General features: G+C 65.0%; 14 protein-coding genes. All 14 read left to right on the plus strand.

Annotated features, from left to right (window positions below):
- Positions 1-117 precede the first annotated feature (117 nt).
- The 14 genes from G6N48_RS23115 to G6N48_RS23180 all read left to right on the plus strand — a co-directional run bounded on the left by G6N48_RS23115 (position 118) and on the right by G6N48_RS23180 (position 15,109).
- A complete protein-coding gene (locus tag G6N48_RS23115; protein ID WP_033717261.1) occupies positions 118-726 on the plus strand; it encodes a hypothetical protein in 609 nt (202 codons plus the stop codon).
- 236 nt (positions 727-962) lie between these two features.
- Positions 963-6,215 carry a hypothetical protein gene (locus G6N48_RS23120; protein WP_007172128.1) on the plus strand — a complete coding sequence of 1,751 codons (5,253 nt, stop codon included), beginning with the start codon at positions 963-965 and terminating at the stop codon, positions 6,213-6,215.
- 170 nt (positions 6,216-6,385) lie between these two features.
- A complete protein-coding gene (locus tag G6N48_RS23125; protein WP_132160395.1) occupies positions 6,386-6,742 on the plus strand; it encodes a hypothetical protein in 357 nt (118 codons plus the stop codon).
- A gap of 57 nt (positions 6,743-6,799) precedes the next feature.
- Positions 6,800-7,807, plus strand: a complete 1,008-nt coding sequence (locus G6N48_RS23130; RefSeq protein WP_007172130.1) for a DUF4226 domain-containing protein — start codon at positions 6,800-6,802, stop codon at positions 7,805-7,807.
- A gap of 273 nt (positions 7,808-8,080) precedes the next feature.
- On the plus strand, positions 8,081-8,296 hold the full coding sequence (locus G6N48_RS23135) for a hypothetical protein (protein WP_007172131.1): 216 nt from the start codon (positions 8,081-8,083) through the stop codon (positions 8,294-8,296).
- 566 nt (positions 8,297-8,862) lie between these two features.
- Positions 8,863-10,488: a DUF4226 domain-containing protein gene (locus tag G6N48_RS23140; protein ID WP_047324037.1), complete on the plus strand. Its 1,626-nt coding sequence runs from the start codon at positions 8,863-8,865 to the stop codon at positions 10,486-10,488.
- Positions 10,489-10,522: 34 nt separating this feature from the next.
- Positions 10,523-10,840, plus strand: coding sequence for a type VII secretion target (locus G6N48_RS23145; RefSeq protein WP_007172134.1), 318 nt, complete (start codon positions 10,523-10,525; stop codon positions 10,838-10,840).
- Positions 10,841-10,844: 4 nt separating this feature from the next.
- A complete protein-coding gene (locus G6N48_RS23150; RefSeq protein WP_007172135.1) occupies positions 10,845-11,144 on the plus strand; it encodes a DUF2694 family protein in 300 nt (99 codons plus the stop codon).
- 45 nt (positions 11,145-11,189) lie between these two features.
- Positions 11,190-12,935, plus strand: coding sequence for a PPE domain-containing protein (locus G6N48_RS23155; protein ID WP_007172136.1), 1,746 nt, complete (start codon positions 11,190-11,192; stop codon positions 12,933-12,935).
- The gene (locus G6N48_RS23160) at positions 12,932-13,072 is read left to right on the plus strand and encodes a hypothetical protein (RefSeq protein WP_007172137.1); all 141 of its coding nucleotides are present in this window, start codon (positions 12,932-12,934) and stop codon (positions 13,070-13,072) included. The genes G6N48_RS23155 and G6N48_RS23160 overlap by 4 nt, the downstream gene beginning before the upstream one ends.
- On the plus strand, positions 13,069-13,455 hold the full coding sequence (locus G6N48_RS23165; protein ID WP_007172138.1) for a YbaB/EbfC family nucleoid-associated protein: 387 nt from the start codon (positions 13,069-13,071) through the stop codon (positions 13,453-13,455). The genes G6N48_RS23160 and G6N48_RS23165 overlap by 4 nt, the downstream gene beginning before the upstream one ends.
- 69 nt (positions 13,456-13,524) lie before the next feature.
- Complete coding sequence (locus G6N48_RS23170) at positions 13,525-14,202, plus strand: hypothetical protein (protein ID WP_101930854.1); 678 nt, start codon at positions 13,525-13,527, stop codon at positions 14,200-14,202.
- Entirely contained in the window at positions 14,202-14,534 is a 333-nt protein-coding gene (locus tag G6N48_RS23175) for a hypothetical protein (protein ID WP_033717256.1), read from the plus strand. Before G6N48_RS23170 ends, G6N48_RS23175 begins: the two co-directional genes overlap by 1 nt.
- A 287-nt stretch (positions 14,535-14,821) precedes the next feature.
- A complete protein-coding gene (locus G6N48_RS23180; RefSeq protein ID WP_007172141.1) occupies positions 14,822-15,109 on the plus strand; it encodes a hypothetical protein in 288 nt (95 codons plus the stop codon).
- Positions 15,110-16,364: the final 1,255 nt, after the last annotated feature.

Genomic DNA, 16,364 nt, shown 5'->3' on the forward strand with positions numbered 1-16,364 from the left:
AACCACGGTTACCCCGACCCCGACTCGAGCCGATCGGAGCGCACAATATGGCACGGAGGACGCGGCCAGATCCACACCAGCCGGGTCTGTTCGACATCTTCGGCGGGGACGGTGGTGGTGACGAGCCCAGAGATACGCCAGATCGTGGCGGAGGCCTACGCGGGCCCGCTCGAGCTGCCCCCGCAGTGGAGCCCAGCCCAACGCGAGACATTCCTGGACAGCCAGGCGGCCAGGATCAGCTACCAGGTCGCCGAGCTGGCGGCCGAGATGGGCGCCCAGGCGGTAGGGGCGTGGACCCGCAGCCGCGGCGAGCATCCGGATTACCTGACCAAGGCAGGGATGCTGAACACCGCACGCAGCCAGGCGATGGAGATCGTGCTCAACAACGAGCTCTACGAGCAGATCCCGACCGAGGACGGCCAGCCCAGCAACCTGTGGGGGGAGCACAACGACCCAGCGCCCGATCGCAGTCAGGTGCCCTGGGATCAACGCTGGACCCGGCCCCAGTATCGCAGCGACCCCAGCCAGAACATCGAGGCGCTGATCGCGGATCTGTGGCCGGACCCGAATTACTCGGCGGTGTTTCGGATCAAGGCCGGATACCTGCTAGCCGCCCGGGCCGAGGATGGCCTGCCCCTACCGAGCGGCCCGGACGATCCGCTCACGAGCACGCTGGCTCAGATGGTCTACACCGATCTGCGCGACGACGGCATACCCGAGCGGTAAACGCCCAGCCCTCACTGTTCGATGAGGCCGATCAGCCCACCGATCCGCGCTCGATTGACCCCGGCGGCGCCCCGCTGCCGCGGCCGAACCCGCGCACACCAGCCCACCAGCCAATCGACCCGCCGGCGGGCACCGTACAAAGCCCGGCTGTATCAGACGAACCGACTCCGGCCGCCGAGCAGCGGATAGAAGAATTCACCAGCCCCACCGATTTTCCGGCAAGCCTCGACACCCTGGTGCCATCGGGGTCCAAAGCACGCATCCGCGCCAACATTGCCGCCGTCCAGCTGCTGCGCGCCCTGCAAGACGCGCAGCGGCCGGCCACCCCAGCCGAACAACGTGTCCTGGCCACCTGGTCAGGCTGGGGTGCGGTACCCCAGGTGTTCGACCCCCGCGCCAGCGACCTCACCGCCGAACGGGACACCCTGGCCGAGTTGCTCGATCGCGACCAATACCGCCAGGCAGAGGCCTCCATCCTCAACGCCCACTACACCGATCCCGCCATCGCCGCCGTGGTGTGGGAAGCACTAGGTCGGGCCGGGTTTAGCGGTGGCAAGGTCCTCGAACCAGGTTGCGGAGCAGGAACATTCATCGCTCACGCCCCCGATGAGGCAGTCATGGTTGGTGTGGAAAGTGACGCCACCACCGCAGCCATCGCCGCCCTGCTCTACCCATCGGCCCAGATCCGCCACGAAGGTTTCGAATCCACTCACGTCCCCGAAAACAGCTTCGCCGCCGCCGTCGGCAACGTCCCCTTCGGCCGCTACGCGGTCACCGACCCCGCCCACAACCCCGCCCGTCACTCCATCCATAACCACTTCATCGTCAAATCCCTCGCGCTGATTGCCCCCGGTGGATACGTGGCTGTGCTGACCAGCCGCTACACCCTGGATGCGGCGAAATCGGTCGCCCGGCGTGACATTTCGGCCAAAGCCGACCTCATCGGCGCGATCCGGCTCCCGTCGAAGGCGTTTACGCGGGTGGCCGGCACCGAGGTCGTCACCGACCTGCTCATCCTGCGCCGCCGCGATCCCCGAACCCCCTCCCCAGACGAACTGCCCGCCTGGATCAACACCGAAGCCATCGAACTCACCGACCCCGACACCGGCGCCGGCGAAACCCTGCACATCAACTCCCATTTCGTCGCCAACCCCCACAACGTGCTCGGCCAGATGCACCTGGGCCGCGGACTCAACGGCTCCCACCAACTCGTCGTGCGCGGCACCAGCGGCACCAGCGGCACCAGCGGCACCGAGCTCGCCGAGCAGCTGCACGACCGGCTACACCTGCTCATCGACTCGGCCATGAAGCACGGGCTCGGATTAACCGCCACGCCGGCTGAACTCACCGAGGTCTCCGCAGACGTCTTCGACCCCGGCCTGATCACCGCGGCCGACCGCGGTGAGGACACCCCGCTCTACACATTGCGCTACAGCGAGGCCAACCGCGGCATCGAATACTGGGCCGGACACCAATGGGAACCCCACAAAACCCCGAAAACGCTGCTAGCAGAAACCCGCGAACTCATCGGCCTGCGCGACGTCGCCGTCAGCCTCATCGCCTCCCAACGCGACGGCCAGCCCGCCGCCGAGCGCGACCAGCTCCGCGGACACCTCAACACCCTCTACGACAACTACGTGCGCCAGCATGGCCCCCTCAACCGGTTCACCTGGGTCTATCCCACCGTCACCCAAGAACGCCACGATCAGCGCTTGGCCGCCGCCGAAACCGCCTGGCGCACCGCCGAAGGCACCCCCGAGCGCCCCTACACCGGGCCCGTGCCCGACGACGTCGCCGCGCAATGGGACACCGAGGCCTCCGAAGCGCCCGCGCCCTACAAGAAGCGGCGTCACCTCGACGGCGGAATGCGCCACGACCCCGGATGGGCACTGGTCGCCTCATTGGAAATCTTCGACGAAGACACCGGCTCCGCCCAGAAATCGCCCATCTTTTCCACCGACCTGCTCACCCCGCCGCTGGAGCGCGCCACCGCCGACACCCCCGAAGAAGCGTTGGCGGTGTGCCTGGACCGCACCCAGCGCGTCGACGTCGACCTAATCGCCAACCTGCTAGAAGTCGAAGTCGACGACGCCCGTGACCTGATCGCTGGACTGGTCTATCCCAGCCTCGACGACCCCGACGAACTCGTCCCCGCCGTGAGTGCCCTGTCCGGCAACGTGCGCACCAAACTCGCCCGCGCGCTCGATGCGGCCGAAACCAACCCGATCTACAACGACTACGCCGCCGCCCTGCAACAGGTGCTGCCGCCCCAGCGTGAAGCCCAAGACATCAAAATGCGCCCCGGGGCACCGTGGATCCCGGCCCAAGTCGTCGCCGCCTTCGCCGAGAAAACATTCGACGCCACCGGTGTGGTCGCCGAACACATCGGCGGGCGCTGGGTCGTCGACGTTGCCTCCTACAAACGCCACGGCCGGCTGATGACCGACGAATGGGGAACCGACCGACGCGGCTGCGACGCGGTCAGCCTGCTCGAGGCCGCCTGCAACTCCAAAGCCGTCCTCGTCAACAACGACGACGGTGTCCTCGACCTGCAGGCCACCTTCGCCGCCCAAGCCAAAATGGCCAAAATCAGCGAGGAATTCACCCGCTGGCTGTGGTCTGACGAGACCCGCCGCGACACCCTGGTCGCCGAATACAACCGGCGCTTCAACTCGCGGCGCGCGCCTGCCTACGACGGCTCACACATGCGTTTTCCTGGCATGTCGGATCACTTCACGCCGCACTTCTACCAGCGCAACGCCGCCGCGCGCATCATCTCCGAGCCCGCCGTTCTCTTGGATCATGTTGTCGGAGCGGGCAAGACGGGAAGCATGGTCGCTGGAGCGCTGGAACTGCGGCGCCTGGGGTTGGTACGCCAACCCTGGCTCGTGGTACCCAATGCGATCACCGAACAAGTTGGCCGCGAAGCCCAACAGTGGTATCCGGCCGCCAAGATTCTGCTCGGCTCAGCGGCCACCACCGCTGATGGACGGCGCCGCTTCATCGCCCAAACCGCCTCAAGTGATTGGGATCTCGTTGTCATCCCGCAGTCGGCGTTCACCGCGATCAACGTCTCCACGGATATGCGCGTCGACTACATCGAAAACCAGCTCGATACATTGCGCGAACAACTCCAATCCGCCGAAGCCGACCGCAGCAAAAAGCGCATCGAACTCGCCATCAAAAGCGCCAAGGCGCGGCTAGAAAAACTTGTAGCCGCCAACACCAAAGACACTGGGTTGCGGTTTGAGGAATCCGGTTGTGACTATCTGATGATCGACGAGGCCGACACGTACAAGAACTTGGGCCGCACCTGCAACATTGAAGAATTATCGTGCCCCAACGCATCGCAACGTGCCGAGGACCTCGCCCTCAAACTCACCGTGTTGCGCCAGCGGCGCCGCGACGAGGCGCTGGCCAAAGGCATTCCCGCGCACCGGGTTGTCGAACGGGTCGCGACCTTCGCCACCGGCACACCGATCAGCAACTCATTAGGCGAGCTATGGGTCATGCAAACCTACTTGCGGCCAGACCTTTTAGAGCACGCCGGGGTCGCTGACCTGGGGGACTGGGGTGCGGCGTTTACCGCGACCACCACCACCATCGAGGTCAACACCACGGGCACTAAGCTGCGGCCCGTCACGCGAGTAGGGAAGTTCACCAACCTGCCCGCCCTGCTGGCGCTGTCCTCGGTCTACACCGACGTCGTCACCCGCGACCAAGTCCCCGTCGAGCTGCCGCCGCTTCGCACCGGGCAACGCCAAATCATCAGCTTGCACCCCGACATCGAAGTCGTCGACTTCATTACCGACTTGGGCTACCGCCTCGATCATCTCGACTCACGCAATCCCCGACGCGACAACCCACTCAAAATCAGCAACGACGGGCGCAACGTGTCGTTGGATCCACGGTTGGCCCACCTGCCCAAACCCCGACACAGCCGCGCCTGCGCAGTCGCCGACGCAGCCATGCGTGTCCATTACCGCCACGCGCATCGCGCCTATACCCATCCCGACACCGGCGCGCCGGCCGGCACCGGGGCACTGCAGATCATGTTCTGCGACCGCGGCACCCCATCCAAAGACCCCGCCCAGTTCACCATCTATCAGGCGATCAAAGACGAACTCGTGGCGCGCGGCATGCCCGCAGCCGCGATCCGCTTCGTCCACGAGGCAAAAAATCTTCAAGAGATCAAAACGCTGTTCGCCCAGTGCATTAGGGGAGACGTCTCAGTGCTGATCGGTAGCACCGAGAAAATCGGCGCCGGGGTCAACGTGCAAGCCCGAGCCGCCGCCCTGCATCACGTCGACGTGCCATGGCGCCCGCGCGACCTTGAACAACGCGAAGGCCGCATTCAGCGCCAAGGCAACCAAAACCTCGACGGCATCGACATCTTCATCTACGTCACCGAAGGCTCCTACGACACCGTCATGTGGCAAAAAGTCCAAGCCAAAACGCTGTTCATCGAACAGATGCGCCGCAACGAGGTCCTCGATATCGAGATCGACGACCTTTCCGGCGGTGACATCGGGACCGCCGCCGCAGAAACCAAGGCCATCGCCACCGGCGACCCGCGCTACATACACCAAGTTGAACTCGACGACACCGTCAAACGCCTCACCGCCCTGCAGCGCGCACACAGTCAATCGGTGCGCAACCGCGACTGGCAAGTCAGTGTGCTCGAGCGCGCGATTCCCAACAAACAACGCGCCATCGACGAGCTCACTCCATTCGCCAGGGCAGCCGCCGCGCATGCCTCCGCCGGCGGGCCACCACGGCTGACCGTCGCAGACACCACCTACACCGAGCGCGTCCCCGCCTCCCACGCACTGGCTGCGGCCTGCCGGCGCGCCTACACCGCCGGCAAAGACCGCGGCGCCAGCCGCTTCGAACCCATCGGCGCCACCATCTACGGCATCGACATCCTGGCCGCCCGCGACCTCACCCACGACCAACTGCTACTACGACTAGCCGTGCCGTCGCGCACCGCAGAAATCTCCGGCCTTGAACTGTTATCCACCGGCGCAGGTCCAGGCTCCGACGTCAACGGCCCCAAACAACTCGGACTGCTGCGCCGCGTGGAAAACCTCTACACCGGCCTACCCGAACACCACGCACGACTGCAGCACGAACGCGACCGCGACCAGGCCGCCCTCGACGACTTTGTAACCAACCCCCCAGCACCGTTCGAACACGCCGACGAACTGGCCACAAAAGACGCAGAACTTAAAGCCCTCACCCTCGAGCTGCGCATGGCCGCCCAAAGCCCCGAAGCCAAAGCCAAAGCCGCCGCGGCCGAACAACGCATGGCCGCCCGCGGCCGCAAACCCGGATGGAGCCTGCTCCTGAACCCCACACCGGCCCTGGTCGAAGAACTCGGCTACCCCAGCGCCGATGCCCTACGCAAAATTGTCCGCGCCCGAGAACGCCTCGCCCTCGAACAACACGACCACCAGCAAGGCCTCGCCGGTCCCGAGCACGACTTCTGAATATCCAAACCGGAAGTTAGACACTACATTCGAACGGTCCCTTGTGTGGCGCTGAAGTTCCCCGTGCCCTTTCATCGCGGCATATTCGAGCCGTCGCCACCGCATGCCGACACATGGCGAAACCTCGCAGCCTTTGTCGCGCGGCACAGCCCCGCGGTTTACTGTGCGGCATGCCCGAATCCGGACCTTCGGCTCAAGCCCAACAAGACATCCGCGCCGCGCAAGCCTTGCCCGACAATCTCGCCCGCCGCGAGCACGTCCATGCCGTCCAGCAACGCGCGCGGGCCCTCCTTCTGGATGCCACGAGCACGCCCGAACAAAAGTCCGCCGTCCGGCTCGATATCAGACAAGCGCGCGCACTCACTAGCGACCTGTGCACGCCGCGCACCCCAGCACCCCTGACCTGGATCGCAGCCCCAGCATTGAATAAAGCTGCGACGCCGCTCGTACGCCAGCACGTGCATGCCGGAGACCGAATGAACGAGCAGTTGGCCGATCCGGTCGCCGACGCCCCGCACACCACATGAGCACGAAGTCGGAGACGGCGATAGAAGCCGCACTGGATCTGGGTAATACTGGCCAGTATGTCGTCACTCGATGGACTGGTGGCCGAGACAGGTCGCGTGCTCAGTGATGCTCGCCGGCTTTTCGGCGCGGCGCCCCTCGAAGCGTCGTTGCCTTCGGCGCAGCAGTTGATGGCGGGCCGAGCAGCTGTAGCGCCAGTGGGGCAGGCCGCAGCTGCCAATTGGCAAGGCGAGGCAGCGACGACCTACGCTGCGACCAACGCCGATCAGGTCCATGCGTTAGACCGCACGGTAGCCGCCGATGGCCAAGTCAATCCGGCGCTGACCCATGCCGGACAGGCCGCCGCGGCGGGAGCACGAAGCATGGACAACCTGATCGCTCAGACCCGCGCGGGGGTTAGCGCACTGGCCCCCAGCACACGTAGCGCCGCAGGGCAGCAGCAACTCGCCAGCTTTTTGCAGGGTCAGCTCAACCAGGCGAAGGGATTGCTGCAAAACTTCCAGCAGCGCAACGCTGAAATAGCCGGCACCATCCAAAGCGCTGACTACGGGCGCCTTTCCGGTAGCCACGGCAAGGAGTCACCACCTGCTGCGCCGCTGGATTCGCGCACGTGGAAGCCGGGTGATAAGCGGCATATGCCCTATGACGCCGGCCCGGGTGGGATGGGCCCGCCCAACTTTCCTGATTCGCCGCCGTGGGTTGATATATGGGACCGGTCAGGAGCAGACGACCCCGACAAAGTTCCGCACTACTTTGTCAGATCCGATGAAATCCCCGGCTACAAGGTGTATCCGCCCGGAGCCCTAGGGCCACCAACGGTCGTCGACGAACGCGGCAATCCAGACCCATATGTCCAGTTGGGCCCAAACACAGGCGTGTGGGTACCGCAGTCGGCCTTTCCGGGAGCGAAAATCTATCCGCCTGGCTCTAACCCACTGCCACCCTACGGATACGACGAATGGTTACCAGGGTCCGGGATTTATATGTGGCACAGCGATTTAACCCCCGAACCGTACAACCCTTCCGGTCCTCTGGGGCCACCAACCTATCCGCAGGAAGGCCACTAACTACTAACTAGAAGCCACACCCGGGGGACGGCCTGCCAACAACGGGCGGCGTACAGCCCCCATGGCCCGTCGCGATGCAGATCTACCCCAAGGCCGGCGATCAACCTTCGCGCGTCAAAGTTCTGGCGGGAATTTTGACCGTGACCGTCGCCTAGGCCGATAAGTTGCCCTAGCGTTGGTGGAAAGTGCAGCGCTCGAAGGGATTTAACATTGGAACCAAAGGGGTGCAGCGCCCGGATCGCTGATAGAGGTGTCAGGTTGGCCTCGCGGGCGATGCCACTTGTCGAAGGCGACCAGTTCGCATCGCGTCGAATAAAGTGGATCGCCGACGAGCTGGCCAGCTTGCGCGACGGTATCCCCGCTAAGCTAGCCGACGATCCGGGCATCACGCACGCAGTCGTGCAAGACGTCGACATGAAGATTGCGGAAATCCAGGACGTACTTACTGCCAGCCGCAAGGCCGCTTCTTCGGCGCCACCGGTCAGATGATCGGCGCCCGCCCGGGTTGCAATAGCGCCCCGTGCGCCAGGCTGATTCGTCACCGTGACAATTTGACCCTGCTCTTGTCCAGGCTGGTCCTGCTAGAGGTGCGTCGGCTTTCGCGCGCGTATGTCGGTGTTGGCGGCTACTGCTTGTGCAGCCGGGGATTCCACTGCGGGGAAGGGGCGTGCGGCGAGAAGTATCGAGGAGGCGCAACCCGTGATGGGCCCGCTGCGAACCCGAAAGTCATTGCCGCCGATGGATATGCGCGCGGTGCTCGATGCTACCGATGTAGAGCACGCGATCGTTGCCGGTGGAGCTTGCAGCTAAGATCGCCGATTGGCTCGCCGGCTACGCTCACAGTCGCGAGGCTCCCCGGCTTAAGGCACTCCTGTGTGCCGTATCTCCGGACTGATTGACGCAGGTGTGCGAAGTTGCAGGACGCATCTGGTGCGGCGTGTCTTGAAAGAAAACAAAAGTCGACAAGCCGTGTGGACATGCTGGCGTAGCCGGTTTTTGGTGAATGTGGCGTTGTTGGTAGCGGCTAAAGCGACTCGGGACTTATCGTCCCGAACATGACGGGCTGGACCGATGTAGCGCTGTCCCAGGTGCTCGGCGGAGTATCCGAGGTATTGGGGTCACCCTTCCCTCAAAGCCCGGCGCCCGGCGGCCCGATGCCACTAGACCCGGCCCCAACGGCTCCGGTCACCTCACGCGATCAGCTCACCAAGCTCGACCGAGCCAAGCTCACTTACATGGGCATTAACCCGGATACGGCTCCGATGCCCGAAATCAACCAGGCGCTGGGCCGCGACCAACCCGCAGCGCCTCCGCCCCCGCCGCCCCCGCCGGAGTCGCCGGCGCCGACCTCCCCGGCGGGCACGCCACCGCCACCGGGACTGAGCGGGGCAGGGGCAGAAGCAGCCAAACGGCTCGACGAGGCACTGGCCAAAAATCATTCGGCGCTCAATGACGCTGACGACAAACTGGCCGACGCTCTGCTTAAAGCGTCGAGCTCTAGCGCTGATGGTCGTCAGCGGCTCCAAGCTTTGCAGCAAGACATCATCGACCAGGTCAACAAGCTGGGGTCATCGCTGGATACTGCGACCGGCCAACAGCAGCTGGCAGAGTTCTTGCAGGGAAAAACCGACGACATCCTCAACGTCCTGAAAAACGCTGGGCTGGACTCAGATTCACAAGCGCGGGTGTTGGATGGTCTCTCGGCGCGCTATCAGGCGTTGCAAGACAAGAAACCCGGCGATGACCCGCACACCAAGGGTTCGAGCGGCGACGGCACTGGCAGCGGCAACCCGGACTCAACCGGCACTACACCGGGTGGTGGTGCCGATTCTCCGGCCGGGACCGGTGACGGCACTGGCAGTGGCAATGACCCGCTACTGGACGGGCTGGCCTCAGATCCGTTGATGTCGCGGTTGGGCATGATGGGCGGGCCTGCGATGGGCGCTCTTGGCTCGCTGCCAGGTGCGCTCGGTTCAGCGATTCCCTCGCTCGGCGGAGGCGGTGGCGGCGGGCTGGGGGATTTGGGTTCGGCGATCGGTGGGGCGCTACGCGATGGCGGCCACGATCCGGACCAGGCCTCTGATGAGCACGTCGATTCGTTGAAAGACCCGTCCGGATCGCACACCGGTGACGACAAACCGCGAGATGGCACCCAGCCGGCCGGACTGCACGACCCAGGGGACAAAGCAGACAAAGGGGACAAGGCGGGGACAGAAAACGCTGGCAGCGGATCCACCCCGCCGCCGTCAGCGCCGGCAGCGCCAGGTCAGACGCCAACACCGTCGACTCAGGTCCAGCTGCCCGACCAATCGGTGCGAACCGCGGCCAATGGCGCACTCGCGCAGGCCGGACGCGCGGTGCTCTCCGGTGACAGCATCGACGACGCGTTTGCAGGGGCCAATCTTCAGTTGCCGCCGCTGGGTTCGCCGGTGAGTTCACCCATGGCACCCTCGCGGCTGCAATTCGGCGATGTGGGCCAATACACCGATCATCGGGTCATGGCTCTAGACAAAGACCATGTTTGGCTCAATGGCCAGGTCACGCCGATTGACCAGCTCGACACTGGCCCGAATTTCTTGGGGTGGACACGCGTGTCGGCCCCAACAGCGACAACGGTGACTTCGGCGGCCGTCGCCCCGGCACCGGCCGTGGCGCCCGCACCGGCGCCGCCGACCACTTAAGCGAACTTTTACTGCAACGTGAGGGAGTACCGTAATGACCGTGAATGAGCAGGCCTTGCAGGTCAACACCGATGACCTGATCCGATGGGCGATCGCCCACGAACGCGCCGCCGAGGCGTGCGGGCAGGCCCGTGCTGACCATGCCCGCACCGTGGCTGCGGCCGAATCGTGGGGACCGCTGTTTTACGAGGCGCGTCGTGCTGCAGTGGCCGCGGTCAACGACCGCGAGACCGCATTGCGCGACCAACAAGAGCGGCACGGGGCCATGGCGCAGCAGCTTCGCGCCGCCGCGGCGCGCATGGCGGAGATGAACGCTGACAACCGTGCCAATTTGACGATTTCCACGGATTAGCAACATGTCTGAAGCGCCGTCGACCGACTACGACACCGTGGTGTTCGAGGTCGCAAGCCGCGATGAGTCGATCGTGGTGGCGGTGGGCCGCAGCGGCAACTCGTTAGGCGTGGAGCTTCAGGCGGCGGCGATGCAGCTCAGCGACGCCGAACTGGCTAACCGCATCATCAAATTGAACACGCTGGCTCATTTACGCTCGCAGTTGGCGCTGCGTCAGGAGTGGGAGGCTCAACACGTGACCGTGTCCAGTGCGTTGCCCACCAAGGATCAGGTTGCCAGCTATGAGGCCCTGATCGATTTCTGAGAGAACTCGTCGCAACGTCAGCTAGAACACGGAGGGAGGACCGCAGTGCTGCAGGTCGATGTTGCCGGACTGCAGAGTGCGGTCGCGGGGCTGGTCGCCGCCGCTAACAGCCTTGCCAGGCTCGGCGCGCAGTCGCCGGTGCACCCTCCGCTGGCCACCGATGAGACATCAACGAGCGTGGCTGCCCGCCTCAGTGAGCACGCGGCGGTGATGGCATCGCGAGCTGCTGACGGGTCGACGGTCCTTGCGGCCGGCGCCAAGGCGATAACCCAGTCAGCAGTCGCGTATGGGCAGATGGACCAGGCCAATCAAGCGGTGGTGAGCTTGCAAGGTAACCCTGCACCCTCCACGCCGGGCTTCACCCCGGCGGTGACGGTGAATCTTGTTGCGCCTGATGTGCCGATCGCCCCGCCGGGACCCCGCCCAGCCGAAACGACGGCGGCGATCATGGAAGCCGGTCAGCCCGCTGCCGGGGATGCGTTTGTGGCCGACTGTGCGGCACTGTCAGAAGGATTTAGCGCTGCCGCGCGATCGGCCCGCCGCGGGGCGGCCACGGTCAGTGAACATCTCAAAGGGGAAGCAGGACCGCGTATTTCGGCGGCGTTGAATCGTTACGCGGACTGGGCGCAGGAGATGGCCCGCCATGCCGACACCGTTGGAAAGCTCGCCGGCAGCCACAAGAACAGATTTACACAAGCCAAGCAGGCGACTCCGACGACCACGGAGTTCGCTAACCGTCACCGCGAGCTCCACAACGCGATCGCACTCAACAGCTCTTATCCCAGTCCGGGATCGGCGGCCGCGGTGTCTAAGGCACACACGAATTTGACCCAGTTAACGAACCACACCCAGGTTGTGGCCGCTGGCTACCACACCGGCGAGACGATACCGGAGGCTCCGCCGGGGCCACCGCCAGCCCCAGCAATCGTGGAACCTGGTGCCGGACAAGGGGACACCCCGCCGTCTCCAACTCAGCAGGGAGCGGATCCAAAACCGACACGCGATCACCCGGGCACCACCCACGCCGGCGACGTCGACCCCGACACCGACCCCGCCGGCCTCGACGAGAGTCTCAATGCAGGCGATGGTGATCCCGCCGCTAACCCGCTAGCGCCTGCGGGAACGGGTGCGATGCCGGGAATGGCCTCATCTTTGCCGCCGATGTTGACCGGCCTGCTGGGCGCCGGGGTCGGGATGGCCACCCAGATACCGCAGAAATTAGGCCAAGAGCTGCAGGGATTGGCCCAGCAAGCCACCCAGAGCGTTGCAGGTTTGGCACAAGGAATGGCAGGCAAGAACGGGCTGGACGACGCGGCCAAAATTGAGCCAGCAGACTCCCTGGGCAGCGGTGCCGGCGGAGGCGGTGGTGACGACGGCGCTACCGCCCCGGCGGCCAGCGGCGGCGCAGATCTCAAGCCGGCGGCTTCAGCGATCTCCGGAATGAGTTCCCCCACCTCGCCCCCGTTGGCGGGGGCCAGCGCCACCCCGAGTCCCACCGCTGCCGCCGCTGAGAGCGGTATGGGCGGCTCCCCAATGTTCATGCCCCCGATGGGGGGCATGGGCGCTGGCGCCGGGGCGGCCAAGCGCAAGGTAAAGGACCCGGACAAGTCGATCGAGATGCCATCGCGCCCTAATTCCGAGCCGATCAAAGGCGAACGGGGAGACCCAATTCGGCACACGGCCACCGTTGACGCCGCTGCCTACCCCAAAGACGGGCCGAAGCGCACGGTGACCGTTCGGTCACGCAGCCGACGCGTCGACCGCGACCCGGGCAGCGGTGATGACCAGTGAGCGTGAATGGGTGCGTCGGCTATCAGTCCGATCAGAATCTGGTCGCTGAAGTGATGGCCCAGCTCGATTCGGTGTCGATGGCCCTGCCCGACCTGCAGGATGAAATTGCGTCCGACGACGATGGTGAGGCCCCGTGACGGTGTACGAGTATGACGGCTACCAGGCGGATAAGAATTTAACCGCCAGTGTCATAGCGCGCATGGAACGGGTGTCGACGATGCTTTCCAAGCTGCTCGAGGAGATGGATGGCATCGACCTGGAAGCCATCGGCGGCGATGGCGACGTCGTGTTGTCGGTGAACTCCCAAGGACAACTCACCTCGCTGTCGCTGGCGCAGGGCTGCACCACCCGCTACTCACACGGGGCTTTGGCCGAGCTGATCAACACCACGATCGACGAGGCAGTCAACGCCGCGGCCGAGGAAACAGCGAGCGTGGGAGGCGGCCAAGACCAGGAAGCGCTCGACGCTGCTGTGCAAGCGTTCATCAATCCCGAAAGTGAGATCTGGACTGCCACCTGAGCACCGGTTTCGTCTTGGATTCGCGTCCAACGGTAGCCCGATGTCGCCGCAGGACAGTACGCTGATTGCATGAATCCGCAGGCAGTTGGGCAGCCGAGCTACCCCGCTGCGACCGGCGGCCCGCCCACCTCCACGAGTACGGTCGGTGTGCCGACCGGTGCCGCGGTGTTGCCACCACCGCCCAGCTACGTGCCACCCCCACAAGCTCCTGCACCGCCACCGGTGTACCGCAGACGCGGGCCGGGCTGGCTGGCGGTATGGGTAATGCTGGCGCTCGCGCTGCTACTGGCGTTAAGCGCAACGGTGATGAGTGCGATGAAGTTGACCGCATCAAACCCGGCCGCGACAACCACCACGGTGATGGCGCCACCCCCACCGCCGGTGAGCTACAGCCCGGAGCAAGTGGCGGCGGCCAAGAAGGAAGCCTGCGACGCCAGCGATACGGCGGACAAATCGATAATTGCTGCTCAAAAGAACTTCTTCGACGCTGCGCGAGACCGGCAATCGCCTCAATACCATCCTGCACTGGGCAACTTCCAGCTTGTGGTGATACTGGAGACGCAGTACATCCAACAGCATCTTCCGCCGGCTACCCCGAAGAACGTGCTAGACGCGACCAATGAATATGTCACCGCAGTAATTCGGTTGGTCGACGCCAATACCCGCGAGCTGTCCGACCACGATGCCCAGCCGTTCGTGTTAGCGCTTAGAAGTGCGGGAGATCGACTCGACAAGGTGTGTGAGTGATGCGAACCGATGACATTCTGCAGGTCATTCCCGCTGCGGCGGAGTCGGCGAACATGCTGACCGGTTCGGCAACGGTCGAGTTTGCTACGACCGTGCCCGAGCACGCGGCCCATGGCGCGGCGGCCACGGCAGCCGGGGGGGCTCACGCGGCTTCAATGTGGGCGCCGAGCGTGGCAGCAAGCGCAGGTGTGAACCAGCAAGTCGCGGGAGCCGGTGCCGCGCTGGCGCCACGCGGTGGAAAGGTGGCTCAACGCAACGATCAATCGTTGACCGCAGACCTTCAGACCGACAACCAGAACGCTCAGGACCTGACACCGGTGGTGAGCATATGACCGCCACCCTGCACTCGCCCCAAGCGGGGACACCGCTCCCACCCGCTTTCCCGCCACGTCAGCTTCCGCCACCGGCGGGGCCCGGCCGCGGGGCGGTGGGGGGCACGGCGGCGGCGCTAGTCGTTGCGGTCGGAGCCGCCGTCCTTGCCGCAGTAGCGTGGATGACGCCATCCAAAGTTCCCGTCAGTACGGTGGTTGCGCCGTGGTCACCACCTGCCCCGAGTTCCGACCAGGTGGCAGCCGCACGCACAAAGGCATGCCAAGTGTGGGGGATTACCGCGACAGCAATGGACGCGGCCACGAACGCGGTGGCCCACGCTCCAGCCGACTGGAATGACCCTGGCACCCAAGAGGCCTTGGCCAACGAGGCGCGGGTAATCCTGGTGGAAAGCGCATACCTGCGCCGTGAACTGCCCGCCGATACACCGGCAACGATCCGCTCAGGGATCGACGACTACCTTGCGGCCAGCTCGGACATGGAAAACGCCACCACGCATCGCAAGGGCAGCTTGCGAAACGCCGCGATCGGTCGTGCAAACACCGCAGAAGACAAGGTAAACGCCGCTTGCCGGTAGTGTGAGGAAGAGGGAGCCGTGGCGGATGTGCCCGCAACCAGTATCGCTGGGAACATCATCATCACCCCGGATATGGTGCCGCCAGCAGCAGAGCCGTTGGAGACCCAAGCGGCGCACTACGCGGCGTTGGCGGAGAAAGTCGGTGAGCTGCAGCAGCAGCTCAAAGCCGCCAATGCGATGCGCGAAGAGGCCGCACAATCGCCCGGTTGGGAAGCTGGGCACGAAAAGAATCGCCAATTGGCCGCAGACTACGGCCGGATGGTCGAGATATACAACGCGGCGGCAGATTATTTCAACGGAGTCGCTGGCGTTTACCGCGACGCGCAAACCGCCCAACGGAACGTCTTGATGAAAGCCAATGCTGAACTGTCGCAGGCCAAGAACGCGATACAACAGCAGGAGATCGCGGCGCGCTGGCACACGCACGCCCGAGCCCTGACGACCAGCGCGGTAGGAGCCGCTACAGCCAAGGCCGGAGTTTTCGAGCACACTGCAGGCACCGATATCACGGCTCTTACCTCACGCCTAGGCGGTCCGGCACCTCAAGACCCCGTCTTGCCCCATAGCGGCGGAGGCGGAATAGCCGTACCCACAGGCAAAGAGGGCTCCGGACTAGGTGATGACAACGGCGACCCCGCGAACCCCAACGGCACTGGCAATCCGCAGGGAATAGGTAATGGGCACACGCCGCGCCACAGTGGTGCAGCGAAGGGCGAGGACGGCGAGCCGGCGACGACGGGACCAGGATCCACTCCTGCGGTGATGGGGAGCCCTTATCCGGGTGCCGGGCAGATGCCGATGCCGGGTGGTGGTGGCAGCGGGATTCAGTCTGTTGGTTTCCCGCCGGGGTTGACGTCGATGACGGGGGGACTTGGATCGATGCCCGGTGGGGGTGGCATGGGAGGCCTGGGCTCTGGTGGGGGCTTGGGCGGGCTGCCCGGCGGTATGGGGCAGCTGCCCGGTACTCAGGCTGCCGGGCTGGGGAACCTGCCCGCTAATGCCGCACCAGCAGCCGGGGCACCGGCACAGTTGGGACCGGCGTTCTCCCAAGGACTTTCAGCCGGATCGGCGTTGGGGTCGCTGCCGCCTGCGACCGGCACTGGAACGCCGGCCGCAGGGCAAGCAGCCGCAACTCCAGCGGCAGGGCTGACTTCGGGTGCGGGCGTTCCTTCGGCCGGGTTGACAGGAGCAGGTGCGACCCCTCCGGCAGTCAGCCCCGCAGCGCCGGGGCTTGCCACGTCTGGCGGGCCGACGA

The sequence above is a fragment of the Mycobacterium parmense genome (genome assembly GCF_010730575.1).
In the GTDB taxonomy this organism is placed as follows: Bacteria; Actinomycetota; Actinomycetes; order Mycobacteriales; family Mycobacteriaceae; genus Mycobacterium; species Mycobacterium parmense.